General features: G+C 67.1%; 21 protein-coding genes and 1 pseudogene. 4 read left to right on the forward strand and 18 right to left on the reverse strand.

The window, feature by feature from the left end; translation table 11 throughout:
* Window positions 1–142: 142 nt before the first annotated feature.
* Window positions 143–481 carry a hypothetical protein gene (locus WAO18_RS09505; protein WP_422205832.1) on the reverse strand — a complete coding sequence of 113 codons (339 nt, stop codon included), beginning with the start codon at window positions 479–481 and terminating at the stop codon, window positions 143–145.
* Between the two features lie 142 nt (window positions 482–623).
* Between WAO18_RS09505 and WAO18_RS09510 the strand changes: the two genes are divergently transcribed.
* Complete coding sequence (locus tag WAO18_RS09510; RefSeq protein ID WP_422205833.1) at window positions 624–962, forward strand: RNA polymerase-binding protein RbpA; 339 nt, start codon at window positions 624–626, stop codon at window positions 960–962.
* Between the two features lie 20 nt (window positions 963–982).
* On the opposite strand, the gene WAO18_RS09515 is transcribed toward WAO18_RS09510, so the two are convergent.
* The 4 genes from WAO18_RS09515 to WAO18_RS09530 form a co-directional block, all read right to left on the reverse strand.
* On the reverse strand, window positions 983–1,771 hold the full coding sequence (locus WAO18_RS09515; RefSeq protein ID WP_422205835.1) for a polyprenol monophosphomannose synthase: 789 nt from the start codon (window positions 1,769–1,771) through the stop codon (window positions 983–985).
* Window positions 1,768–3,897, reverse strand: coding sequence for an apolipoprotein N-acyltransferase (gene lnt / locus WAO18_RS09520; RefSeq protein WP_422205838.1), 2,130 nt, complete (start codon window positions 3,895–3,897; stop codon window positions 1,768–1,770). Before lnt ends, WAO18_RS09515 begins: the two co-directional genes overlap by 4 nt.
* Window positions 3,890–5,422, reverse strand: coding sequence for an amidohydrolase (locus WAO18_RS09525; protein ID WP_422205874.1), 1,533 nt, complete (start codon window positions 5,420–5,422; stop codon window positions 3,890–3,892). Before WAO18_RS09525 ends, lnt begins: the two co-directional genes overlap by 8 nt.
* Before the next feature lie 102 nt (window positions 5,423–5,524).
* Window positions 5,525–6,061 carry an FxsA family protein gene (locus WAO18_RS09530; RefSeq protein ID WP_422205840.1) on the reverse strand — a complete coding sequence of 179 codons (537 nt, stop codon included), beginning with the start codon at window positions 6,059–6,061 and terminating at the stop codon, window positions 5,525–5,527.
* A gap of 66 nt (window positions 6,062–6,127) precedes the next feature.
* On the opposite strand from WAO18_RS09530, the gene WAO18_RS09535 reads away from it, so the two are divergent.
* Window positions 6,128–6,823, forward strand: coding sequence for a dienelactone hydrolase family protein (locus WAO18_RS09535; protein ID WP_422205842.1), 696 nt, complete (start codon window positions 6,128–6,130; stop codon window positions 6,821–6,823).
* A gap of 1 nt (window position 6,824) precedes the next feature.
* On the opposite strand, the gene WAO18_RS09540 is transcribed toward WAO18_RS09535, so the two are convergent.
* The 3 genes from WAO18_RS09540 to WAO18_RS09550 are packed head-to-tail and all read right to left on the reverse strand — an operon-like array spanning window position 6,825 to window position 11,210.
* Window positions 6,825–7,205, reverse strand: a complete 381-nt coding sequence (locus WAO18_RS09540) for a PPOX class F420-dependent oxidoreductase (protein WP_422205844.1) — start codon at window positions 7,203–7,205, stop codon at window positions 6,825–6,827.
* A gap of 58 nt (window positions 7,206–7,263) precedes the next feature.
* A complete protein-coding gene (locus WAO18_RS09545) occupies window positions 7,264–10,413 on the reverse strand; it encodes an AAA family ATPase (RefSeq protein ID WP_422205846.1) in 3,150 nt (1,049 codons plus the stop codon).
* A 47-nt stretch (window positions 10,414–10,460) separates the two neighbouring features.
* Window positions 10,461–11,210 (reverse strand): SDR family NAD(P)-dependent oxidoreductase, encoded by a 750-nt coding sequence (locus WAO18_RS09550; RefSeq protein WP_422205848.1) that lies wholly within the window; start codon window positions 11,208–11,210, stop codon window positions 10,461–10,463.
* A 35-nt stretch (window positions 11,211–11,245) separates the two neighbouring features.
* Between WAO18_RS09550 and WAO18_RS09555 the strand changes: the two genes are divergently transcribed.
* Window positions 11,246–11,659, forward strand: coding sequence for a F420-dependent biliverdin reductase (locus WAO18_RS09555; protein ID WP_422205850.1), 414 nt, complete (start codon window positions 11,246–11,248; stop codon window positions 11,657–11,659).
* Window positions 11,660–11,663: 4 nt separating this feature from the next.
* Here WAO18_RS09555 and WAO18_RS09560 read toward each other — a convergent pair whose 3' ends face one another.
* Together WAO18_RS09560 and WAO18_RS09565 are read right to left on the reverse strand one after the other, a co-directional pair.
* The gene (locus WAO18_RS09560) at window positions 11,664–12,329 is read right to left on the reverse strand and encodes a GNAT family N-acetyltransferase (protein ID WP_422205852.1); all 666 of its coding nucleotides are present in this window, start codon (window positions 12,327–12,329) and stop codon (window positions 11,664–11,666) included.
* Window positions 12,330–12,345: 16 nt separating this feature from the next.
* Window positions 12,346–13,470: a M24 family metallopeptidase gene (locus tag WAO18_RS09565; RefSeq protein ID WP_422205854.1), complete on the reverse strand. Its 1,125-nt coding sequence runs from the start codon at window positions 13,468–13,470 to the stop codon at window positions 12,346–12,348.
* A gap of 39 nt (window positions 13,471–13,509) precedes the next feature.
* On the opposite strand from WAO18_RS09565, the gene WAO18_RS09570 reads away from it, so the two are divergent.
* Complete coding sequence (locus tag WAO18_RS09570; protein WP_422205856.1) at window positions 13,510–14,469, forward strand: 5'-3' exonuclease; 960 nt, start codon at window positions 13,510–13,512, stop codon at window positions 14,467–14,469.
* Between the two features lie 7 nt (window positions 14,470–14,476).
* On the opposite strand, the gene WAO18_RS09575 is transcribed toward WAO18_RS09570, so the two are convergent.
* From WAO18_RS09575 to WAO18_RS09610, 8 genes and pseudogenes are all read right to left on the reverse strand, one after another.
* Complete coding sequence (locus tag WAO18_RS09575; RefSeq protein WP_422205857.1) at window positions 14,477–15,277, reverse strand: DUF4333 domain-containing protein; 801 nt, start codon at window positions 15,275–15,277, stop codon at window positions 14,477–14,479.
* 74 nt (window positions 15,278–15,351) lie between these two features.
* Window positions 15,352–18,135: a DEAD/DEAH box helicase gene (locus WAO18_RS09580; RefSeq protein WP_422205859.1), complete on the reverse strand. Its 2,784-nt coding sequence runs from the start codon at window positions 18,133–18,135 to the stop codon at window positions 15,352–15,354.
* On the reverse strand, window positions 18,119–19,051 hold the full coding sequence (tatC, locus tag WAO18_RS09585; protein WP_422205860.1) for a twin-arginine translocase subunit TatC: 933 nt from the start codon (window positions 19,049–19,051) through the stop codon (window positions 18,119–18,121). Before tatC ends, WAO18_RS09580 begins: the two co-directional genes overlap by 17 nt.
* A gap of 40 nt (window positions 19,052–19,091) precedes the next feature.
* A complete protein-coding gene (tatA, locus tag WAO18_RS09590; protein ID WP_422205862.1) occupies window positions 19,092–19,334 on the reverse strand; it encodes a Sec-independent protein translocase subunit TatA in 243 nt (80 codons plus the stop codon).
* Window positions 19,335–19,384: 50 nt separating this feature from the next.
* On the reverse strand, window positions 19,385–20,356 hold the full coding sequence (locus WAO18_RS09595) for a helix-turn-helix transcriptional regulator (RefSeq protein WP_422205863.1): 972 nt from the start codon (window positions 20,354–20,356) through the stop codon (window positions 19,385–19,387).
* 61 nt (window positions 20,357–20,417) lie between these two features.
* The gene (locus WAO18_RS09600) at window positions 20,418–21,410 is read right to left on the reverse strand and encodes a helix-turn-helix transcriptional regulator (protein WP_422205865.1); all 993 of its coding nucleotides are present in this window, start codon (window positions 21,408–21,410) and stop codon (window positions 20,418–20,420) included.
* Window positions 21,411–21,463: 53 nt separating this feature from the next.
* On the reverse strand, window positions 21,464–22,822 hold the full coding sequence (pafA, locus tag WAO18_RS09605) for a Pup--protein ligase (protein ID WP_422205867.1): 1,359 nt from the start codon (window positions 22,820–22,822) through the stop codon (window positions 21,464–21,466).
* Between the two features lie 174 nt (window positions 22,823–22,996).
* Window positions 22,997–23,448, reverse strand: a pseudogene (locus tag WAO18_RS09610) (hypothetical protein); the annotation flags it as partial.

Genomic DNA, 23,448 nt, shown 5'->3' on the forward strand with positions numbered 1-23,448 from the left:
CTGCTCTTCCACCCGAGAACATCGTTGGCGGGCGCCGACTCGCCCGCCCGATCCATGGCCTGGCTCCGCGACTGATTCCGGCGTGGCCCAGCGATCCATGGCGAGACTGTACCCGCCCCAAGTCAGCCGAGGCTAAGCCCGGTCAACGCCACCCGTCGGCGGCCTGAGCGGCGCGCATCAGGGTGGCGCACAGGTCTCGTAATTCCCGGGCGCCAGCGCCCTCGTCCAGCGCCGTGGCGACATCCTCCGCTGCGCATCGCACCTGATAAACGCGGTCGGACAGGTCAGCGGCCTCATCCGCGGACAGCACCACCGCGTCGGCCGGCAATGACGCACCCTTGACGCCGTTGATCGAGGCCCGCTGCTCGTAGGCGCGCTGTCGGCACGACTGCCGGCAGTATTGGCGGCGACGCCCCATGCCGCTGTCCGCAACGTCCCGACCACACCATCGGCATGGCTGCGGGCGGACGCGGCGTGTCACGGGGCCGACTTTAGTCGGGGTGCCGGCCGAATCCCGGTATCATGGAACGTTAGGTCGCAGGTGTGCCCGGGAACTTCGTCGCCGGTTGCGACGTTGATCAGGGCGCTAGCTGCTGAGAAGACATTAAGAGGAGTGCTGACCAATGGCTGATCGTGTCCTAAGAGGCAGTCGCCTTGGAGCCGTAAGCTACGAGACCGACCGCAACCACGACTTGGCGCCGCGTCAGATCGCGCGCTACCGCACCGAAAACGGCGAAGAATTCGATGTTCCGTTCGCCGATGATGCCGAGATCCCCGGCACCTGGCTGTGCCGCAACGGCATGGAAGGCACCTTGATCGAAGGTGACCTGCCCGAGCCGAAAAAGGTGAAGCCGCCCCGCACCCACTGGGACATGTTGCTGGAGCGACGCTCGGTTGACGAACTCGACGAACTGCTCAAAGAGCGTCTCGAGTTGATCAAAACGCGCCGTCGCGGCAGCTGACGCCGCGCGCGGGCCTCAGTTCACTGCTTGACCGCTGTCGCACGCTTGCGGTGCAGGCGTCCGTCGATCCCCCACTGCGCGACTTTCACCACTGCCTCGCGGATGTTGGATCCGCTCATCTTCGACACGCCCAGCTCACGCTCGGTGAACGTGATCGGTACTTCTGCGACGACAAACCCGTTGCTGATGGCGCGCCAGGTCAGATCGATCTGGAAGCAATAGCCTTTGGAATCGACATGGTCGAGGTCGATCTTCTGCAGAACCTCGCGGCGATAGGCCCGGTAGCCGGCGGTGATGTCGTGAATCCCGATACCCAGAGCCAGCCGCGCATACGTGTTGGCCGTCCAGGACAGCGCCCAGCGCCGCCACGGCCAGTTCTGTACGTTGCCGCCCTCGACGTAGCGCGAGCCGATGACCAGATCGGCGCCGGCGTCGACAGCCTCGAGCAATAGGTGCAGCTGTTCGGGCGCATGACTGCCGTCGGCATCCATCTCGACCAGCGTGGTGTACTGCCGGCTCAGCCCCCAGGCGAAACCGGCCAGGTAGGCGGCGCCCAGACCGTCCTTGACGGTGCGGTGCATGACGTGAATCCGGCCGGGAGCGGCCGCGGCCAGCTCCTCGGCCAGCTGGCCGGTGCCGTCCGGGCTGTTGTCGTCGACAACCAGGACGTGCACCTTCGGGCAAGCCTGGTGGAGTCGCTGCAAGATCAGCGGAAGATTCTCCCGCTCGTTGTAGGTGGGGATGATCACCAGGGTGTGCAGGGTGGGGCGATCGCCCGCAACCCGTGGCACCGGATCGCCGGTGGTCATATCTCTCCTTTTTCAGGCCCTTGCCGGGCGGTATGTCGACCGTCCTCGGCGAGTTCGTCGGTGGCTACCGCCTCGCTGACAGTCGCGCCGTCGGCTACCACGTCGTCGCCCAGCCCATCGTCGTCGGATTCCTCCGACCCCGGGCCGAAGCGCTTCGCCAGCCCTGACATGCGCCGGTTCAGATCCGCGAACCATCCATTGTGCAGCATCGCAGCGAACAGGACCGCGAGTGCAGCGAGGACCAGAGCCCCCTGGACTATCGGACCCCATCGGGCGGCCGGCGTCAGCGTGGTCTTGAGGCGAACCTGGCTGTCCAGGTAGCCGGGGGTGAAGAAGCGCGTGCGCTGCAGTTCGCGGCCGTCCGGGGTGACCAGGGCGGAGATCCCGACGTTGCTGGCGACGACGGTGTAACGATCCAACTCGACCGCGCGAAGCTTCGAGAACGCCAGCTGCTGCTCGCTCATCGTCTGGTTGAAGTTCGCGTTGTTGGCGGGCACCGCGAGCACTTGAGCGCCACTGCGAACCGAGTGCTGCAAGGCGCGGTCGAAGATGACCTCCCAGCAGGTCGCGATCCCGATCGGAGTGCCCGCCGCATGCACCACGCCGGAGCCCTTGCCCGGAACGATGTAGCCGGCCAAGTCGGCGAGCCCAGTCAGATGCCGGAAGAATCCTCGCCAGGGCAGGTATTCGCCGAAGGGCTGCACAATCCGCTTGTCGTGCCGTTCGCCCGGTCCCGCTTTGGGACTCCAGACGATCACGGTGTTCGTTTGAGCCGGCGCGTCGGCCGGCCGGCCGGCGATGTCCAGCACCGTGCCGACCAGGATCGGCGCTCGGATGGCGTCGACGGCCACCGAGATCTCCTGCGCCGCTTCGGGATTGAGTAGTGGGTCGACTTCCGACGCATCCTCGGGCCAGACCACGAAGTCGGGTTGGGGTGCGCGACCGGCCCGCACGTCGTCGGCCAGCTGGCGGGTCTCACGGACGTCGTTGCCCAGCACCGCAAGACGCTGCGCGTTGAACTCCAGACCGAGGCGTGGCACGTTGCCCTGCACGACTGCCGCCGTAGCGGTCGGCTCGTTCCCAGATCCGGTGCCAGAGTGGCGCACCTGCGGCGAAACGGCGGCGGCGGCAAAGAACACCAGGCAGATGCAGAAGGCGGGCAGCACGACCGCGGGCGGCGCATCCGCCACTGCGGCGTCAGCTCCGGAGTGCGGCCGACGGGACGCCTGCCACCACGTGACCGTCTCGAGCACGAAAGCGGCGGCGCTGCAACCGGTCAGCACGATCGCCAACGAGAGCAGTGGGACACCGCCGAGCCGGACCAACGGCAGAAACGGTCCGTCGGTCTGGCCGGCGGCCACCACGCCCCACGGGAAGCCCCCGAACGGGACAGTCGACTTCAACCACTCCTGCGCCGCCCAGAGCAGCGCGAACCAGATCGGCCAGCCGGGCAGCCGCCGGACCGCGACCGCCGCCATACCGAAAAGCCCCGGGAACACCGCGCACAACAGCACCAGCGCCAACAGCGGCATGGCGCCGACGAGAATGCTGATCCAACGAATCAATGGCAGGTAGAACGCCAAGCCGAACAAGAAGCCGTAACCGAAACCGCCAACCGGTGTGGTCGCCGGGCGGGTCAGCACCCAGGTCAGCACGGCGAACGCGAGCACGGCGGCCCACCACCAGTTGAACCTCGGATAACTCGAGCAGAGCAGCAGACCGGACACCATCGCGGCGCCCAGTCGCGCCACCCGCGGCCGCAGCCAGCGGCCGAACTGGGGCACCCGGATGCGTGACTCGCGGACCAGCCAGGCCAGCAGCACGGCGGACAGGTAGACCAGGCGCTGCCACACCGTCCTGGCTACCCGGACAGCGTGATCACGTATCTGCGCCAGTCGGTCGTGATGGGGATCCGGCTCAGCATCGGCGTCCAGCGATTCGACATCGCCTGCGGCGTCGGTGTCCCCGTCATCGGGCTCGACGTCCCCGACCGGTTTCGCCCCGGTGACCTCCGCATCGGCCACCGCGGTCGGGACGGGGATTTCTCCGGTGCTGTCGTCATCTCTGACCGCCGGGAAGACGTCGGTGTCTTCCGCGGGCCGGATCCGCCTACCGCGTCTAGCCATGAATCACAGCGCCTCGGTGCACGGTCTGCCGGCAACGGGGCAACGGGTCGGTCAGGCCGAGTCGCGGCAATGCCGGCACTCGCGAACGCGGGTCGGTTGACCATCGCCGCACGGCATCGCTCGACGCGCTGGCTTCGAACTCGTCGACGTCCCAGACGGCGTAGGACGCGGGAGCGCCGGGTACCAGACTGCCCATCAGCCCGTCGGCGCCGCTCGCCCGCCAGCCACCGCGGGTCGCCGCTGCGAATGCCGCCCGCGCGGAGATCGAGCTGTCTGCTGTGTGGTGGTTGACGGCTGCGCGAATCGTGGCCCAAGGGTCGAGGCCGGTCACCGGGGCGTCGGATCCGAACGCGAGGGCCACGCCTTGGGATGCTAGCAGCGCAAACGGGTTGAGACTCCGCGCTCGATCGATACCCAGACGACGGGCGTACATGCCTTCGCGGCCGCCCCAGAGGGCGTCGAAATTGGGTTGCATGCTGGCGATGACCCCCCAAGCGCCGAGCTTGGTCGCCTGGTCTGCGGTCACCATCTCCAGATGCTCCAAGCGGTGGCCGCAGCGAGCCACCGCGGGCACGCCGAGGTCTTCCACGATCTGCTCCAGGGCGTTGACGACGCTCGCGACCGCGGCGTCGCCGATGACGTGGAATCCGGCCGTCACACCGGCTTCGGTGCACGCCCGCAGATGCGCAGCGACGGTCTCGGCATCCAGGTAGCAGCTTCCACAGTGATCGTGGGCGTCGTCGTACGGCTCATCCAGCCAGGCCGTCCGCGACCCGAGGGCGCCGTCGACGAACAGGTCACCTGCCAACCCGGCCGCGCCGGTGTCGGCGAGCAGCGCACGCGCCTGACCCGGGCTGGTCACCGCCTCGCCCCAATAACCGATCAGCTCGACGGCGTGGCCGCGCAAACCCCGCAGCCCATGCCAGTCACCCAGCCCGCCGATCTGCGGGCCGGCGCACTCATGCACCGCGACAATGCCGTGCGCGGCCGCGGCATCCAGCGCGGCCAGCCGGGCCTGGGCAAGCTGACCGTCCGTCAACAGGTCGCGCGCGACAGCGCGGACCGCATGATGGGCGTCGCCGATCAGCGGTTGCCGCTCGTCGAACCCGGAAGCCGACGCCAGCCCGGACACCCGCTGGCGCAGGCCGGTCGACACCAGCGCCGAGTGCACGTCGACGCGGGCCAGATAGGCAGGCCGGTTGCCCAACACCGCGTCGATCTCGGCCGTGGTCGGCGCCGTGTTCTCCGGCCACGATGATTCGTCCCAGCCGTGCCCCCAGAGCGGCTGGCCGGGGTGGGCCGCGGCATAGTCGGCGATGAGTTGCAGGCAATGCGACCGCGACGTCGACCCGCGCAGATCGAGACCGGTAAGCGCCAGCCCGGTCGCGGTGACGTGGATGTGGCTGTCGACGAAAGCCGGTGCGACGAAGCCGCCGTCGAGATCGACGACATCGGCGCCGGCGAACTGATCGAGACCGACGTCGTCGCTGCCCAACCACACCACGACGCCGTCGCGTACCGCCATCGCGGTCGCCTCGGGGTGGCTCGTGCTGTGCACCCGGCCGTCGAGCAGCAAGGTGGTCGGGACGTTAGTCACGCCGCAAAACTTACGGGGTGAACCGACGGGCTATTCAGGCCCGCCCGGCAACGATTCGGGCCGTCGTGGGGCCCGAGGAGGAGCCGGGCAGTCCTGCACGAGCGGTAGGGCCGGCGGGTCGACCTCGGTGACATCGATGACCTCGCCGTCGATGTAGTCGGGTCGGCGGTCATACCGGTCGGCGCCGGCGTTGACGACGGTGATCAGCGGGAAGCGCCGTCCGATGCCGCGAACCGCCATCGCACCGAGCAGCGGGCGCGCAGCAGCGCGGGTCGGCGGCAACAACAGCAACAGCCCCGCGGCGCTGGTCAGCAGGCCGGGCGTCACGACAAGCAGCGTTCCCAGCGCGACCGCCATGCTGTCGGCGGCCAACCGCGGCTGGTCGGCGTTCAACCCAGATCGCAGTCGGTTGAGCTGAAGCTTGAGTTGCGAGCCCGCCAGCGCCAATCCACCGGCGAACGCGGCCAACAACAGCAACAGCGTCCATCCCAGCCCGATCGTCGACGCCAGCGCCACCACTACGGCGAGCTCGGCTATCACGTAGACCAGAAACAGTCTCGACACCATGAGATGGCAACGTCGCAGACGGTCGCCGGAGTTCCGCAGACCGCTGCCGCACGGTTAGATGGCAGCGTGACGACAATCGAGATCGACACCCCAGCCGGCCCGATCGACGCCCTGCTCGACGTTCCCGACGGCCCGGGGCCGTGGCCCGGGGTGGTGATCATTCACGACGCGATCGGTTACGGACCGGATAAAGAATCGATCAACAGTCATGTCGCCGCGGCGGGATATGTCGCGCTGACCCCGAACCTGTTCGCCCGCGGCGGCTGGGCGCGGTGCGTCACCAAGGTCATGCGCGACCTGCTCACCAAGCGGGGACGGGCGCTGGATGACGTGCTGGCGGCGCGCGACCATCTCACAGCGCTGCGGGAATGCACCGGCCGGGTCGGCATCGCGGGCTTCTGCATGGGCGGACAGTTCGCATTGGTCATGTCGCCCAAGGGTTTTGACGCTTCAGCGCCGTTCTACGGCGTGCCGCTGCCCCGCGAGCTCAGCGAGACGCTCGACGGGGCCTGCCCGATCGTCGCCAGCTTCGGCAGCCGGGATCTGACCGGCAGAGGGGCGCCCGAGAAACTGCAGCGGGTGCTGGACCACAAGGGCATTACCAGCGACATCAAGAGCTATCCGAAGGTCGGGCACAGCTTCGCCAACAAGCTGCCTGCCCAGCCACTGCTACGCATCGCGGGTTTCGGCTACAACCAGGAGGCCACCGAAGACGCGTGGGCCCGCGTCTTCTCGTTCTTCGGCCAACACCTGGCAAGCTGATTCAGGCGGGCCGGACTTCCAGACCGACGTTGTTCTTCATCCCGCCGCGCAGCTTGCTGAACACGTTGAACACCTTGCCGACAATGCCGTACTCGCGCCCGATCGCGTCGTAGACGAGACCGGTCTGCGACGCGTCCAGGATGCTCGCGGTCGCCTCGATCGCCTCGCTTTTCGGGTGTCCCTGCATGTCGCAGATCGCCAATGTGACCCGGGGCGTGTTGCGAATCCGCTTGACCTTCCACGACTTTCGCTGGGTGATCATCAGCAGGCGGTCGCCGTCGCCGGCGCCCCAGATCGCGGTGGGCTTGGGCCGACCGTCTTTGGTGAACGTGGTCAGCAGGACATATTGCGCCTTGGCGACATCTGCGAAGCTGGGGGCCATGGCGCCAGCCTAGTCAGCGCTCGTCGCGGCATTAGCCGACGTCCGGGGGCAGCCACCGCTACATGGCGTCGGCTATCGCCATGTGCCCCTCGAATCCCAGCGATGTCGCCATGATGCGGTAGCGATTCACGAAACGGCTGTACGTTGCCTCGTCGCCCTGGCTTCGTGCCAGCAGTGCGCGCAACCGCAACAACGCAATGTCGTACATCACAAATCCCTGTTCGGTGGGCACAGCCGAGAGACGCTCGATCGCGGTGCGTGCTTCGCCGATATCAACAGCGGTGCCGCGCTGTAGCAATGCTTCGACTAAGGCGGTGACGAGGGCGCCCAGAAAAATTTTGCTACCCGAGGCGAATTCACCGTCGACGAGCGGGCGGAGCATCTCAACGGCGCCATCGAGATCGCCGCGTGCGTTCTCCCTGAAACTTTCCAAGTCGATCAGCAGAAACATCGCCGTCATGAATTGCTTTTCCTGCGCCGCCTGCCGGGCCAAAGCTATTAACCGCAATCCCTCGCGGCGTTCTTCTGGGCTATTCGACCGGGCGAGCACGAAGCCTCGCAGAAGCCTCGCCGCCGTCAGCGCGTAATCGTCACCACGCTGCTCCGCTAGCTTCAACGTCTCGCCGGTGTCCTCGACAAGCGGCGTATCGGAGCGCAGCGGCCCGAGCAGTATCCCGAAGCTGTATACGTAAATCAGTTCAATTGCCGCACGTCCACCGGGCTTGGCCTGGCGGGACAACGCCACGGCCTCCTCAATCTCGTCCTTCCAATGCGGCTGCCCCAGACAAGCGTGCGCGGCGGCTCGTGCCATCAACGCCACTATTAATGGCGTTTCGACGATGAGTTGGCCCATATGGAGATTGCCGTCGGCCAGATCGATCATGTGCTGCGCAAGCCGCGCGCACTCGGTTATTTCGCCCACGCTCAGCTTGGCTAGCAGCGCCGGCCAAATCAGCGCGACCGTCAGCTCGGGGTCACCGATCGATTCCAGCAGCAGTACTGCGAGCTCTGATGCCAACTCCGACGATTCGCGATGACGTCCCTGGTCAGAAAGCGCGTTGATGTGCCCGGCCATTCCCATTGCAAGCGATACTTTGTCGCCGGCCGCGGCCGCGTCGTTTCGGAGCGCGTCGAAGTCGCTGCCCGCGACGCTGCCCCCGGCACGCCAAGAAGTCGCACACAGCCGGGCCCGCGGCGCGATGCGCATCGCGGTGCGGTCGGGATCATCGGCGGGCAGCCGGTCGGCAATTCGACGTGCTCGCTGCCAACTAGCCCATGCCGCACCAATATCGCGATATGCCCGCAGCCACGTGCCGGCCCGCATGAGCCAATCGAAGGCTTCGTGCAGGTCGCCGGCGGCCTCGAGATGTTCGGCGATAAGCGGACCGTTGTCGTCGCTCTGTGCGATCGCGGCGGCCAGTCGCCGGTGCAAATCCGCACGCTCTGCCTTCAGCTGCGATTCGTATGCCACGGTGCGGATTAGCGGATGCCGGAACGCATACTCGGCCTGCGGCGTGAACAGCACCTGATCGATCAGTTCGGCTTCCACAAGCGGTGCCACGACGGGGTTGTCGACCAGTGTCGCGAGCAACTCTTGGCCGAATCTCACACCGACCACCGCGGCCGCGTTCAGGGTGCGTTTGGCGGACGCCTCGAGCCGGTCGATGCGCGCTGCGATCACCGTCTGCAAAGTGGCAGGCACGTGCAATTCGGTGGCTTCATGGGTGCATCGATATGCGCCGCGTTCGCCGGAGAGCACATGACGGTCGGCGAGGTCCCGCACGATCTGCTCCGCGAAAAACGGGTTACCGGCCGCGCGCTCCCCGATCTTGTCAGCGAGTGCACCAAGAGACGAATGCGATCCGAGCAGCTCCTCGATCAACGCCGACGTCTGCGTGTCGTCAAGAGGGGCAAGCGCAATCGTCTGGGAGCCCGGTGTATTGCTTAGCGCACCGCGATACTCGGGCCGGTAGGTAATCAGCACTAGTGAGCGAGTCTGGGGAATCACCGTCAGAAACTCAGCCAGCATCGATTCGCTGGACGGGTCAATCCAGTGCGCGTCTTCGATGACGTAGACACGGGGCGTTGCGCGCGCCAGGGCGGCGGTATTGAGGAGAGCCGTCAGCCGCCGCCGCCGAGCGTCGGGCGCGATATCGGGCGGCCCGGTTGTCGGATCGCGGATACCCAACAGGTCGTCAAGGAGCACGAGGTCGGCTGGGTCCGCGTTCGAAAGTTGCGTTCGCACCCGCGACCGCGCCCCTTCTTCGTCGACATTCGCTATCTCCAACACCGCACGCAGCAACTGGGTCACTGTGCGGAATGCAACCTCGTTGGTGTGGGACTCACAGAAAGTCGAAAAGACCTGAATCTCATGGGTGGCAGCAGTTGAAGCGGTTTCGGCGACGATCCGGCTCTTACCAATGCCCGGCGGGCCGACGATTGCGGCCACGCACCCTTGTCCTGTTAACGACCGTTCCAGCATCGCCCTCAGAGCGGCCAGTTCCCAGTCGCGGCCCACCAAAGTCGAGGCATGTGGACCAACGTTTCCGAGGGTCGGCGCCAAGGCCAGGAGTTCCTGGGTGGGCACCGGGTCCGCGGCACCCTTGATACGCACTCGTTGCGGCTCACCAAGTACGACCATGTTCGCAACGAGGCGCGCGGTGGAATCGCTGAGCATCACACCGCCTGGCGCTGCGACCGACTCCATGCGCTGAGCCATGCCCACGTGAGCACCCACCGCGGTGTAACCGAGAGGGCCGGAACCGACTTCCCCCGCGATCACTTCGCCAGAGTTCAGCCCAACTCGCAGTTTCAGAGCGATCGCGTCTTCGGCTTCCACTTCGACGGCCAAGCGTCGGGCATCCTCCTGGATCGCCAAGGCAGCTAGGCAAGCACGAAAAGCATGGTCTTCCAGGGCAACTGGCGCTCCAAACAGCGCCATGATGCCGTCGCCGGTGAACTTGTCGACGGTCCCGCCATAACGTCCGACCACAACCGACGTGCGTTTAACCAGATCCGCCATGATCTCTCGCAACCGCTCCGTGCCGACCGCCGTCGCAATATCCATGGAATGCACCACGTCGGCGAACAACACCGTGACCTGCTTGTACTCCGCCGGCATCGTCGGGGTCGACACGGCCGCGCCGCAGTCGTCGCAGAACTTGGCGTTGGACCGCAATGCGGTGCCGCATGCCGCGCAGTCGATCACGCCACTATGGTGGCATCGCCAGCGCGCCGACAGTGGCTCTTCGTAATTCAGCGCGGCATCCGGCGCCAGACGAACTGCGGTAGCAGGCGCATCACTGCCGCCGCCGGCCCCAGCGCCCACGGAATCCACACCGTCCGGCGGCCCTTCGCCAGAGCTCGCGCGGTCGCCGCGGCCACCTGCGTCGGCGTGCTGGACAGCGGAGCCGGCGTCATGCCTTCGGTCATCCGGCCGATCACGAAACCGGGCCGCACGATCAGCAGCCGCACGCCGGTGCCGTGCAGCGCATCGGACAGCCCGCTGGCGAAGCCGTCCAGGCCCGCTTTGGCCGACCCGTACACATAGTTGGCCCGCCGCACCCGCGCGCCGGCGATCGAGGAGAACACCACCAGCGTTCCGCGGCCGGCCTGGCGCATCCCGGCGGCCAGCTGAGTGAGCAGGCTGACCTGCGCGACATAGTCGGTGTGCACGACGGCAACCGCGTGCGCGCCATCGGTCTCGGCGCGGCTCTGGTCACCGAGAATTCCGAAGGCCAGCACCGCGGTGTCGATCGGGCCGTGCTCGGCGATGATCGAGGCGAGCAGCTTCCCGTGCGATTGGACGTCGTCGGCGTCGAATTCGATGGTGGACACCCCCGTGGCACCGGCGGCGCGGATCGCCGCGCTCTGTTCGCCGAGCCGGTCGGCGTTTCGCGCCGCCAGCACGACGGACGCACCGGGTGCGAGTCGCACCGCGAGCTCGACGCCGATTTCGCTGCGGCCGCCCAGAATCAGCACCGTATGTGCGCCCGTGTCATCCACGGCTGCGATTATCACCTGCGCTAGCGTGAGCGGTGATGGCGAACTCCTCGGCCCGGCTGACCAATGACGCGCTGGCGTTTCTGACCGAGCGCCACCTCGCCATGCTGACCACTCTGCGCCCCGACAATTCGCCCCATGTGGTGGCGGTGGGCTTCACCTTCGACCCCAAGACGCACATCGCGCGGGTGATCACGACCGGTGGCTCGCAGAAGGCGGTCAACGCCCAGCGTGGTGGGGTGGCCGTGCTGAGTCAGGTCGACGGAGCCCGCTGGCTGTCGCTGGAGGGCCGGGCCAGCGTCAACGGTGAGATCGACGCCGTGCGCGACGCGGAGCTGCGCTACGCCCAGCGTTACCGCACACCTCGGGTGAATCCGCGACGAGTGGTCATCGAGGTGCAGGTGGAGCGGGTGCTGGGGTCCTCGGATCTGCTGACTCGCAAATCCGAGTAGCCCGCTAGACGAGGGTGGCGCCAGGCGCGTGAATCACCAGCGGGACCGCGGGGAAATAGGCCGCCATCTCCGGTCGTGATTTGGCCAGCGCGGCGGTGCCGTAGCCGCGATGCCGGTAGTCGGGATTGATCCAGATCCGGACGTGAACTTCGTGGCCGGTGAGTTCGCCGAAAACCATGCCGACCTTCTCATCACCGTCGACCGCGACAAACCACGCGGCCTCTTCGGCGTCGAGTCGCTCCTGCGCTGCGCGGATCTCGTCGTCCAGGCCACCCGCCGGGCCGCCGGACCCGTCACCCTTGGCGCCGATGTCCTCGGTGCGTGCGGCGAAGATATCGCGATCGTCGGCACCGGAAAACGCACGAAGCGCCAAGGTTTCCCCGGCGCTGGCCGGCCGGTCTTTGAACGTGAAGCTCAAGAGATTGTTCAGATCCTCGAGTTCGGCGGCGATCTTCTTGCGTGAGTCCTTGGTCAGCTGATCGAACGACATCCCGATCACCGCTTCGGCTCCCAGCCGGGAGGTGCCCAGCAGGTTGACGATGCCGTCGACCGCCGAGGGCCGGTCGTCGGACTCCACGATCAGGTCCAGCACTTCATGTCGACGTTCCAGCGCGTTCATCAGAGCGTCGGTAATCTCTCGGCGGGCGGCGGCGCGGTCGTGATCGGTCATCGCACGAGCCTAATACTTAAACCGCAACCACGATCAGCTCGTGTGGCCGGTGGTTGACCGGCTCGGCGCCGTCCTCGGCCACCACCACGATGTCTTCGATGCGCGCTCCCCACTGCCCCGGGAAATAGATCCCGGGTTCGACCGAGAACGCCATGCCCGCCTGCAGCGGCAGATCGTTGCCCGCGACGATGTAGGGCTCTTCGTGCACCGAAAGTCCGATGCCGTGGCCGGTGCGGTGCACGAAGTAATCGGCGAGCCCGGCTTCGGCCAGCACGTCGCGCGCGGCGGCGTCGATCTGTTCGGCGGTCGCGCCAGGGCGGACCGCCTCGACTGCCGCGCGCTGGGCCCGTTGGAGCACCGAGTACTGTTGTGCGACTTCGGGACTGGGCTCACCGATGCTGTAAGTCCGCGTCGAGTCGGAGTTGTAGCCGGGCTCATAAGCACCTCCGATGTCGACGACGACGATGTCCCCGGCGCGAATTTCGCGATCGGAGTATTCATGATGCGGGTCTGCGCCATGCGGGCCGGAACCGACGATGACGAACGCCACCTCCGAATGTCCTTCGGCGACAATGGCTTCGGCGATATCGGCAGCGACGTCGGCCTCCGTCCGACCGGGCGCCAGGAAGTCCGGCACCTGGGCGTGTACCCGGTCGATGGCCGCACCCGCCTTGCGTAGCGCGTCGACTTCGGCCGCGTCCTTGACCATCCGCAGTTCCCGCAATACATCAGTGGCCAGCACCGGCAGCACGCCGAGGACGTCGGCCAGCGGCAACAGGTGCAGGGCGGGCATCGAGTCGGTGACCGCGGTTGCCACCGGAGCGCTGCCCATCGCGGTGGCGACCAGCTGGTAGGGGTCGTCGCCGTCGACCCAATCCCGCACCACCAGGCCAAGGTCGGTGACGGCGGACTGTTTCAGCGACGCCAACTCCAGTCGCGGCACCACGATGGTCGGGCTGCCGGACGCCGGTAGCACCAGCGCGGTGAGACGTTCGAAAGTCTGCGCGCGCGAGCCCAGCAGATAGCGAAGGTCATAGCCCGGGGTGATCACCAGACCGGCCAGGCCCGCGTTGGCGGTGGCGGCGGTCACTGCGACTATCCGGCGGCGATAGACCTCTGAGTCGAAGCGGTCAGAACCCATGACAGTCAGGCTAGCCAAGCGACTGGCAGGATGACGGGCATGTCCGCACCGCTGTTGCTGCTCGACGGCGCCAGCATGTGGTTTCGGTCGTTTTTCGGGGTCCCGTCCTCGATCACGTCGCCCGATGGCCGGCCGGTCAACGCGGTCCGCGGCTTCATCGACTCGATGGCCACGGTGATCACCCGGCACAAACCCGGCCGGTTGGTGGTCTGCCTGGATCTGGATTGGCGCCCGCAGTTCCGGGTCGATCGCATCCCGTCGTACAAGGCACATCGGGTCGAAGAGGAAAACCCAAGCGGGCAAACCGATGTCGAAGAAGTGCCCGACGATCTGTCGCCGCAAGTCGAGATGATCGCCGAGATTCTCGACGCGTTCGGCATCTGCACCGGCGGCGCGGAGGGTTTCGAAGCCGACGACGTGATCGGCACGCTGGCTGCCCAAGAGCGGCGTGACCCGGTGGTCGTCGTGAGCGGCGACCGCGACTTGCTGCAGGTGGTCCGTGACAAGCCGGTTCAGATACGGGTGTTGTACCTCGGACGCGGCCTGACCAACGCGACGCTGATGGGGCCCGCGGAGGTCGCGGAGCGCTACGGCGTGCCCGTCGATCGGGCCGGCGAAGGCTACGCCGAGCTGGCTCTGCTGCGTGGCGACCCGTCCGACGGGCTGCCCGGCGTGCCCGGTATCGGAGAGAAGACCGCCGCGACGTTGTTGGCGCAGCACGGCTCGCTGGCAGCAATCCTGAGCGCCGTCGACGACCCGAAATCGTCACTGGCCAAAGGTGTTAGGGCAAAGCTGCGTGCGGCCACCGATTACATCGAGGTGGCCGGACCTGTCGTGGCGGTGGCCACCGATGCCCCGGTCGCCTTCTCCACGGCCACCGACACCCTGACGCTGGTGGCGACCGACCCGGCGCGCACCGCTGAACTGGCGACCCGGCTGGGCGTCGGATCGTCGATCGCGCGACTACAGAAGGCGCTCGACGCGCTGCCCGCGTCGTGATCCGGCGCTACTTGGGCCGGCCCACCTCGTAGGTGCCCTTGTTGTCCTGGAACGTCACCGTCACTGAACGCTTGGTGCCGTCAATACTGACGTCGCAGTCGAAGGTGGAGCCCTTCTTGACGGTCGGATTTTGACCGTTATTGCACTTGACGTCTTTGACGTTCTTGGCGCCGTAGCCGTTGCTGGTGTCGGTCAAGATCTGCTGCACGCCGGCAGCGGCCTTGCTGACGTCCAGCTTGGTGGTCACGAAGAACCCTGGTGCCCAGAAGCCCAGCACCAAGACCACCGCGACAGCGACCGCGGCCAACACGCCGATGACGGGGCCGACCATCGTCCGCGACCGCTTGGGACCGGCCGGCGGCTGACCGTAGGCGCCCGGGTACTGGCCGTACTGGCCGGGTTGCTGGTATTGGCCGGGTTGGCCGTACTGTCCCGGCTGCCCGTACTGACCCGGCTGCGCGTACTGACCTGGCTCTCCATACTGGCCCGGCTGCCCGTATTGCGTGGTCGGCGTGCCGTACGCGGCGGTCTGGCCGCCGTACTGGCCCGGCTGCGGGTAGCCCTGCGGGTACGTCTGCGACGGCGGGTAGTACTGGGTGGGCGGCTGCTGGTACTGCCCGTATTCGGTGGGCGTGTACGCCGGTGCCTGCCAGGTCTGTTGCTCTGCGCCCGAGCCCTGCCAGCCCTGGTCGCCGGAGGACTGCTGCTGCCACGGCGACACCTGCTGTGCCTGTTCGTCACTCGACTGCTGACCTTCACCCTGCGGTTGCCACGGCTGCGTCGGGTCGGGTCCATGCGGTCCGCTCATCGTGTGTCAGTCCTCTCAGTACTCACTGCAGTGCTCGCGTCGGTCGCCGTAGGCCACCGTAGCTTCGGCTCAGCCTACCCGGCGTCAACTGCTACGACGCCGCGCCGAATGGCGTCGATCGCGCGTTTCGCGGTGACCCGCATCTCCGGCTGCGGAGCGGCATTGCGGACTTGGTCGAGCAGATCGAGTACCTGCCGGCACCAGCGTACGAAATCCCCTGGCGACAGCGCCGAACCGGCGCCCTCGTTGTCGGAAGCAGCCAGCGCGGTGACCAGGTCGCCGCTGCTCGCCCAGCGATAGATGGCCGCAACGAAACCGTCGTCAGGCTCGCGGCTCAGTGTGATGCGGTGCCGATGCTCGTCGGCGCGTAACTCTGCCGACAGCCGCCGCGTTCGAGTCAGCGCCTGACGTAACCGCGGGGTCGGCACCTGCTCGTTTCGCGGCGCCCCGGGCCCGTCCCCGCCCCGCGTTTCGAACAGCACCGCTGAAAGCACCGCGGCCAACTCCGCCTCCCGCAGACCTGTCCACGCATCGGTGCGCAAACATTCGGCGACCAGAAGATCGCTCTCGCTATAGATCCGGGCCAATAGTCGACCGTCGTCGGTCACCCTCGGACTGTCGTCAGCCGGCTCGATGAACCCTCGTTCGGTGAGCAGTCCGACGATCCGGTCAAAGGTGCGCGCCAACGAGTTGGTGGCGGCGGCGACCTTCTTCTGCAGCGCGGCGTTGTCCCGTTCGATCCGCAAATAGCGCTCGGCGACCCGGACCCTGGTCTCCCTATCGGAGTCACGGTGCACGGGATGACGACGCATCTCCTCACGCAGCGACGCCAACTCGGGGTCGACGTCGCTGCTGTCGGTGCGCTTGCCTCGGCGGTCACCCGGGCTGGTCAATCCGGAGGCCGCCGAACGCAGCGCCGAGGCCAGGTCGCGGCGGACCCGGGGTTGCCGGTGCTCGACTCGCTTGGGCAAGGTCATCGACCCGACCGGGGCCGATTCACCGGAGTAGTCCGCCGAGGAAATTCTTCCGGCCCAACGGTTTTCGGTCAGCACCAACGGCCTCGGGTCGGTGTTGTCGCGGGCAGCCTCGAGCACCACGGCCAGGCCGCCGCGCCGTCCGTGGGTGATCGTGATGATGTCGCCGCGGCGCAGTCCGGCCAGCGCGTCGTTGACCGCCTGCCGACGTTGTAGTCGCGACGCCCGGGCCTGCGCGCGCTCCTGCTGGCTGATCTGGTCGCGCAGCCGGGCGTATTCGAGGACCGGCGCGTCGTGTCCCCCGAGCTCGGCGGCGACCTCGTCGAGCATCTGCTGTCCGCGCTCCACGCCGCGGACCAGGCTGACCACCGAGCGGTCGGCCTGGTACTGCGCAAACGACTGCTCCAGCAGCAGGTGCGCCTGCTCCGGTCCCACTCGGTTCACCAAGTTGATCGTCATGTTGTACGACGGGGCGAACGAGCTGCGCAGCGGGAAGGTGCGAGTGGAAGCCAGGCCCGCGACCTCCGCCGGCTCGCTGGTGTCCTCGCCCGGATTCCAGAGCACCACGGCGTGACCCTCGACATCGATGCCGCGCCGGCCGGCCCGACCAGTTAGCTGGGTGTATTCGCCCGGCGTCAGCGGCAGATGCTGCTCGCCGTTGAACTTCACCAGTCGTTCCAGCACCACTGTGCGCGCGGGCATGTTGATGCCCAGTGCCAGCGTTTCGGTGGCGAAGACGGCCTTGATCAGCCCGGCGGTGAAGAGCTCCTCGACGGTGTGCCGGAACACCGGCAACAGTCCGGCGTGATGAGCGGCGATGCCGCGCAGCAACCCCTCGCGCCACTCGTAGTAGCCGAGCACGGCCAAGTCGCCATCCTCGAGGTCACCGCAACGGTGGTCGATCACCTCGGCGATCTGTGCCCGGTCGGCTTCGGTGGTCAGCCGCAGCGACGACCGCAGGCACTGGGCCACCGCCGCATCGCACCCGACCCGGGAGAACACGAAAGTGATCGCCGGCAGCAGCCCGTCGGCGTCCAGCAGGCGGATCACGTCGGGCCGGGGTGGCGGCCGGTAGAAACCCGACCGGCCCGGGCGTCCGGAGCCTCCCCGCCCGCCTTGCCGGCGCGGGGCACGCCAGTCCGATAGCCGATCGGCCTCACGACGATGGGCGATGTGGCGCAACAGATTTGGGTCGACGACTGACTGGCGCCGGCCCCCCGGCTCGTGCGCCTCGTAGTCGAAGAGGTCGAAAAGCCTTTTGCCCACCAGCATGTGCTGCCACAGCGGGACGGGCCGGTGGTCGTCAACGATCACCGAAGTGTCGCCGCGCACGGTCTGAATCCAGCCGCCGAACTCTTCAGCGTTGCTCACCGTCGCCGACAAACTCACCAGACGCACGTCATCGGGCAGGTGCAGGATGACTTCCTCCCACACCGCGCCTCGCATCCGGTCGGCCAAGAAGTGCACCTCGTCCATCACCACGTACGAAAGTCCGCGTAGCGCAGGCGAATCTGCGTACAACATGTTACGCAGCACTTCGGTGGTCATCACCACCACCGGCGCGTCGGCGTTCACCGACAGGTCGCCGGTGAGCAACCCGATCTGATCTTTTCCGTAGCGCGCCACGAAATCGTTGTGCTTCTGATTACTCAGCGCCTTGATCGGCGTGGTGTAGAAGCATTTTCCGCCGGACACCAGCGCCAGATGCACCGCGAATTCGCCGACGATAGTCTTGCCGGCTCCGGTCGGCGCGCACACCAGAACGCCGTGACCACTCTCCAGTGCCGCGCAGGCCCTGCGCTGGAAGCCGTCGAGCTCAAATGCCAATTCCGCAGTGAACCGGGCTAATTCGCCCGTCTCGCCGCCGTCAGGTGATGTCGTCATGAGGTCCGGCGATGCTCGACGGAGCCCCAACCGCAGACGGTGGGTCGATGACCGAGGCTTCGTCGTCGGCGAGAGCGGTCAGCGCTTCACGTTTGGCTTTGCGTTTGTCGTGCACCCGGGCGATCTGGATGGCCAGTTCGAGCAGCAGCGTCAGTGCGAGCCCCAGCGCCGTCATCGAAAACGGGTCGGAGCCCGGCGTGAAAATGGCTGCGAACACGAACATTGCGAAGATCAGGCCGCGCCGCCAGGACCGTAGTCGCGCGTAGGTGAGCACGCCGACGAAGTTGAGCATCACGACCAGCAGCGGGAATTCGAAGCTCACCCCGAACACCAGCAGCAGGTTGATCAGAAACCCGAAATACCGGTCGCCGGACAGCGCGGTCACCTGCACGTCGCTGCCGACCGTCAGCAGGAAGTGCAGCGCCTTGGCCAGCACCAGGTACGCCAGCACCGCGCCGGTGACGAACAGCAACGCTGCCGGGACGACGAATGCGACGGCGAAGCGCCGTTCCTTCTTGTACAACCCTGGGGTGATGAACGCCCAGAGCTGGTAGAGCCACATCGGGCAGGCCAGCACCACGCCGGCCGTCAACGCGACCTTCAACCGCAGCATGAACTGGTCGAACGGCGCCGTGGCCAGCAGCCGGCACTGGCCGTTGGCGATGTCCGCCCGCGCCGAGGGTGGCAGCGCGCAGTACGGGTGTCGCAGCCACTCGCCCAGGCTTTCCAGCCCGAACAGCGGATGCGAGTACCAGACGAAACCCATCGTCGTGGTGAGGGCGACGGCCGCCAGCGAGAGCAGCAGCCGCGCGCGCAACTCGGTGAGGTGGTCGACAAGCGACATGGTCGCGTCGGGGTTGGTGCGGCTGCGACGGGAACGCGGGTCTAGCCGCCTGAATAAACCGGTGGTGCGCACAGTGAATTAGGCGCTCGGGCGCCGCGGGAGCGGTGCCGGGCTAGGCCGACCGACCGTCAGCCGCCGGCGGTTCGACCCGCTCGGAATGCACCGGCTGAGCCGGCGCGGCCTGGGTGGCAGACGTTTCGGGTTTGTTGTCGCTTTGCAGTTCACGCACCTCGGACTTGAAGATCCGCAACGACTTGCCCAGTGAGCGAGCGGCGTCGGGAAGCCTCTTGGCGCCGAACAGAACAATCACCAGGACCGCGATGATAGCCAGGTGACCCGGAGTCAGAGCATTCACTTTTATTTACCTCCAGATGTCACAACGATGCTACCGCAGCGTTTGGTTCATCAGCCGGACCGCGCCGCGGCCTGGTAGGACTCCAGCGCCGCCACCGCGGCCTCGCGTACCCGCGCGGCCAACGACTCCGGCCCCAGAACACGCACCGCCGCCCCCATGCCCAGCACCTGACGGGCCATCCAGTCTTCCGAGGCGTACGTGATCGCCGCCTCGCAGTACCCGTCGGGCAGCTCGCGCAGCAGCCGCATCGGGTAGTACTCGAACATCCACGACGCCGCCGGCGCCAGCTGCAGTGTCGCCGACGGCAACGACGGGTCGGCGTCGAACAGCGAGGTGTCCGGCGGCGCCTGCAGCGCGGGTTCCGGTGGCGCAGAAGGCTCGTCGAGCACGCTGGCGTCGACGATGCGGTCGAACCGGAACAACCGCACGCCTTCGGCTTCTCGCGACCATGCCTCCAGGTAGCTCTGGTCGCCGACCAGCACGATCCGGATGGGGTCGACGATTCGGGTGGTCAGCGTGTCATGCGAGGCGGCGTAGTAGTCGATGGTCAGCGCCCGGCCGTCCCGCACGGCGGCCCGCACGGCAGCAGCGGCCTGACTTTCCACCGGCGCCGGCTCGTCGACCGCGGCGATGTCGTGTCCGTGTCCGGCGGCTCCCGCTGCCGCCTCGATCTTGGCGATCGCGCTGCGCGCCGCCTCCGGATCGACCACGCCCTGGATATCCGCGAGCGCGCGCAGCGCCACCAGCAGGCCGGTGGCCTCCGGCGAGGTCAGCTGCAGCGGGGTGTCCATCCCGGCAGAAAACGTCACCTCGACGGCGTCACCGGTGAACTCGAAGTCGATCAAGTCGCCCGGGCCGTAGCCGGGCAGGCCGCACATCCACAGCTGATCGAGGTCCTCCCCCAGTTGTTTGACCGAAACACCGAGATCAGATGCCGCCTGGGCGCGAGTGACGCGCGGATTGGCCTGGAAATACGGCACCATGTTCAGCAGCCGCACCAGTCGCGTCGACACGGGTGTCATGGGCGCCGCACCTCCTCATTGGCGCCGCTCATGCGGCGCACGGTCGGGCCGCCGGCGCGTGTCACGATGCTCCCTCGGCGGCGTGAGCGCCCAGCAGGTCGAGCACCTCGTCGCGCAGTGACGCGGGTTCCAGTACCACGGCGTCCGCGGCGTAGCCGGCGATGTCCCGTCCCAAGCGACCGGTACTCCCGATGTCGACCTCGATGACGTCACCGTCGCGGCCGTTGAGCTGTCGGGAACCCAGCGATGTCCCGGCGCGCCGCAGCGCGGTGGCCCGGCCATCGGCAACCCAGACCTGGGCCCGCACACCGGTCGGTGCGTCTGCGACGGCGTTGGCCACGATCTCGCGCAGGTCGGCATCCCCGGGCCGGGTGACAGCGCCCACCGGGCCGATCGTCGTCACCTCGTCGCCGATCCTGGACAGCCGGAAGGTGCGGGTGGCGCCGCGGTCGCGGTCGTGCCCGACCAGATACCAGCGCCCCTTCTCGGTCACCACGCCCCACGGCTCGACAGTGCGCGTGGTGTAGGGCTCAGTGCGTGACGGCCGGTGCGGAAACTGCACGGCCTGCCCGGAACCGATCGCCGAGAGCAGCACTCCCAGAACGTCTTCCGACCCGCGTAGTCCCACGCTTCCGGCCGGCGACGCGATCGCGATCGGCGCGACCGGGTCGACGTCGACGCCCGCGGCGCGCAACTTCAGCAGCGCACCCTGGGTGGCGGTGATCAGTTCCGGCGACTCCCACAACTGCGTGGCCACCGCGACGGCGGCGGCCTCGTCGCCGGTCAGCTCGACGGCGGGCAGCGCATACGCATCGCGGTTGATCCGATAGCCCTCCACCGGATCGAACGACGACACCCGGCCGGTTTCCAGCGGGATACCCAGATCGCGCAGCTCGTTCTTGTCGCGCTCGAACATCCGCGAGAACGCTTCGTCACTGGCGCTGTCCGCATACCCGGCCACGCTGGACCGGATTTTCTCCGCGGTGATGTAGCTACGGGTGGACAGCAATGCGATGACGAGGTTCATCAATCTTTCGACTTTCGAAACCGTCACCCGCACCACCCTAATTGCCGGAATCTCCCAGTCCGTCGCGCAGCGCAAGGCAGCTACATGCTGGCGATCAGCCGCTTGACTCGCTCGTCGACCGAACGGAACGGATCTTTGCACAGCACCGTGCGCTGAGCTTGATCGTTCAGCTTGAGGTGCACCCAGTCGACGGTGAAATCGCGGCCGGCCGCTTGGGCGGCGCTGATGAACTCACCGCGTAGCCGTGCCCGAGTGGTCTGCGGCGGTTGGTCCACCGCAGCGTCGATTTCCTCGTCGGTGGTGATGCGCGTCGCGAGGCCCTTGCGCTGCAACAGATCGAAGACCCCGCGGCCGCGCTTGATGTCGTGGTACGCCAGGTCCAGCTGGGCGATCTTCGGGTCCGACAGCTCCATGTCGTAGCGATCCTGGTAGCGCTGGAACAGCTTGCGCTTGATCACCCAGTCGATCTCGGTGTCGACCTTGGCGAAGTCCTGGCTCTCCACCGCGTCCAGCTGACGGCCCCACAGGTCCACCACCTGTTCGATCTGCGCATTGGGCTCGCGGGTCTGCAGATGCTCGACAGCACGGCTGTAGTACTCCCGCTGGATGTCCAGCGCGCTGGCCTGCCGCCCGCCGGCCAGCCGCACCGGCCGCCGACCGGTGACGTCGTGGCTGACCTCGCGGATGGCCCGGATCGGGTTGTCCAGCGAGAAGTCGCGGAACGCCACGCCGGCTTCGATCATTTCCAGCACCAACGCCGCGGTGCCCACCTTGAGCATGGTGGTCATCTCGCACATGTTGGAGTCGCCGACGATGACGTGCAGGCGCCGATATTTCTCGGCGTCTGCATGCGGCTCGTCGCGAGTGTTGATGATCGGGCGGCTACGGGTGGTTGCCGAAGAGACACCCTCCCAGATGTGCTCGGCGCGCTGCGACAGGCAGAAGGTTGCGGCTTTCGGGGTTTGCAGCACCTTGCCCGCGCCGCAGATGAGCTGGCGGGTGACCAGGAACGGCAGCAGCACATCAGAGATCCGGGAGAATTCGCCGGCGCGAACGATGAGGTAATTCTCGTGGCAGCCGTAGGAGTTGCCCGCCGAGTCGGTGTTGTTCTTGAACAGGTAGATGTCGCCGCCGATACCCTCGTCGGCCAGCCGCTGCTCTGCGTCGATCAGCAGGTCTTCCAGCACCCGCTCCCCGGCGCGGTCATGGGTCACCAGCTGCACCAGGCTGTCGCATTCGGCGGTGGCGTATTCGGGATGGCTGCCCACGTCCAGGTACAGCCGTGCCCCGTTGCGCAGGAAAACATTGGAGCTGCGGCCCCAAGAAACCACCCGTCGAAACAGGTAGCGGGCCACTTCATCGGGCGACAGCCGACGATGACCGTGGAATGTGCAGGTGACACCGAATTCGGTCTCGATGCCCATTATCCGTCGCTGCACAATTCGAGCGTACTGGTTGAAGGGGCAACGGGTGTGGAACACCCCGCCGGGAAGTCGGCCGGATGGCCCACGGCACACATCGCCGGTTTCGGTCGCCCGTTGCGGCAAGGCGAGCGGCTGTAGCCGGTCAGCGACGCGAAAACGCCTGCCGTCTTATCGCTTTCGACATCCCTGTTAGGCCTCGGCCGGTTCTGGGGCCTCCCCGAACCGGCTGAGCGCCAAAGTCGCCAGGACTGCCACCACGAAGCCCGCCACCACCATCCAGCCCAGTCCGGGGCGGGTCTGGTCACCCAGCCACGCCACCCCGACGAGAGCCGGGCCGACGGTCTCGCCCACGACCATTCCGGCGACCGCCGTAGTCACCGATCCGCGACTCAATGCGGAAGTGAGAAGCAGAAATCCGGCCAGCCCACCGGCGACGACGGCGTAGACGGCGGGGTTGGTATAAAACGCGGCCTTGGTCAGGTCCAGCGAATCGATCAGGCGCACGGCGATCTCGACAACGCCGAAGCCGGCGCCGGCCCCCAGCCCCAGCACCAGCGCGCGGGTGCGATCGCCCAGCCGGCCCGCGGCCGCACCGGCGGCGAATACGACGGCGACGATCACCAGCAGCGCCCAGCCCAGCT

The organism is Mycobacterium sp., from assembly GCF_049278535.1.
Lineage (GTDB): Bacteria > Actinomycetota > Actinomycetes > Mycobacteriales > Mycobacteriaceae > Mycobacterium.

Bases quoted from the DNA above. Each gene is read 5' to 3' on its own strand.
- WAO18_RS09570 (WP_422205856.1), top strand. From the start codon at position 13,510: ATGTCCGCACCGCTGTTGCTGCTCGACGGCGCCAGCATGTGGTTTCGG.
- WAO18_RS09555 (WP_422205850.1), top strand. From the start codon at position 11,246: ATGGCGAACTCCTCGGCCCGGCTGACCAATGACGCGCTGGCGTTTCTG.
- lnt (WP_422205838.1), bottom strand. From the start codon at position 3,897: ATGGCTAGACGCGGTAGGCGGATCCGGCCCGCGGAAGACACCGACGTC.
- WAO18_RS09575 (WP_422205857.1), bottom strand. From the start codon at position 15,277: ATGAGCGGACCGCATGGACCCGACCCGACGCAGCCGTGGCAACCGCAG.
- WAO18_RS09595 (WP_422205863.1), bottom strand. From the start codon at position 20,356: ATGACACCCGTGTCGACGCGACTGGTGCGGCTGCTGAACATGGTGCCG.
- WAO18_RS09540 (WP_422205844.1), bottom strand. From the start codon at position 7,205: ATGGCCCCCAGCTTCGCAGATGTCGCCAAGGCGCAATATGTCCTGCTG.
- WAO18_RS09515 (WP_422205835.1), bottom strand. From the start codon at position 1,771: ATGACCACCGGCGATCCGGTGCCACGGGTTGCGGGCGATCGCCCCACC.
- WAO18_RS09560 (WP_422205852.1), bottom strand. From the start codon at position 12,329: ATGACCGATCACGACCGCGCCGCCGCCCGCCGAGAGATTACCGACGCT.
- WAO18_RS09565 (WP_422205854.1), bottom strand. From the start codon at position 13,470: ATGGGTTCTGACCGCTTCGACTCAGAGGTCTATCGCCGCCGGATAGTC.
- WAO18_RS09580 (WP_422205859.1), bottom strand. From the start codon at position 18,135: ATGACGACATCACCTGACGGCGGCGAGACGGGCGAATTAGCCCGGTTC.
- WAO18_RS09525 (WP_422205874.1), bottom strand. From the start codon at position 5,422: ATGGCGGTACGCGACGGCGTCGTGGTGTGGTTGGGCAGCGACGACGTC.
- WAO18_RS09510 (WP_422205833.1), top strand. From the start codon at position 624: ATGGCTGATCGTGTCCTAAGAGGCAGTCGCCTTGGAGCCGTAAGCTAC.
- WAO18_RS09530 (WP_422205840.1), bottom strand. From the start codon at position 6,061: ATGGTGTCGAGACTGTTTCTGGTCTACGTGATAGCCGAGCTCGCCGTA.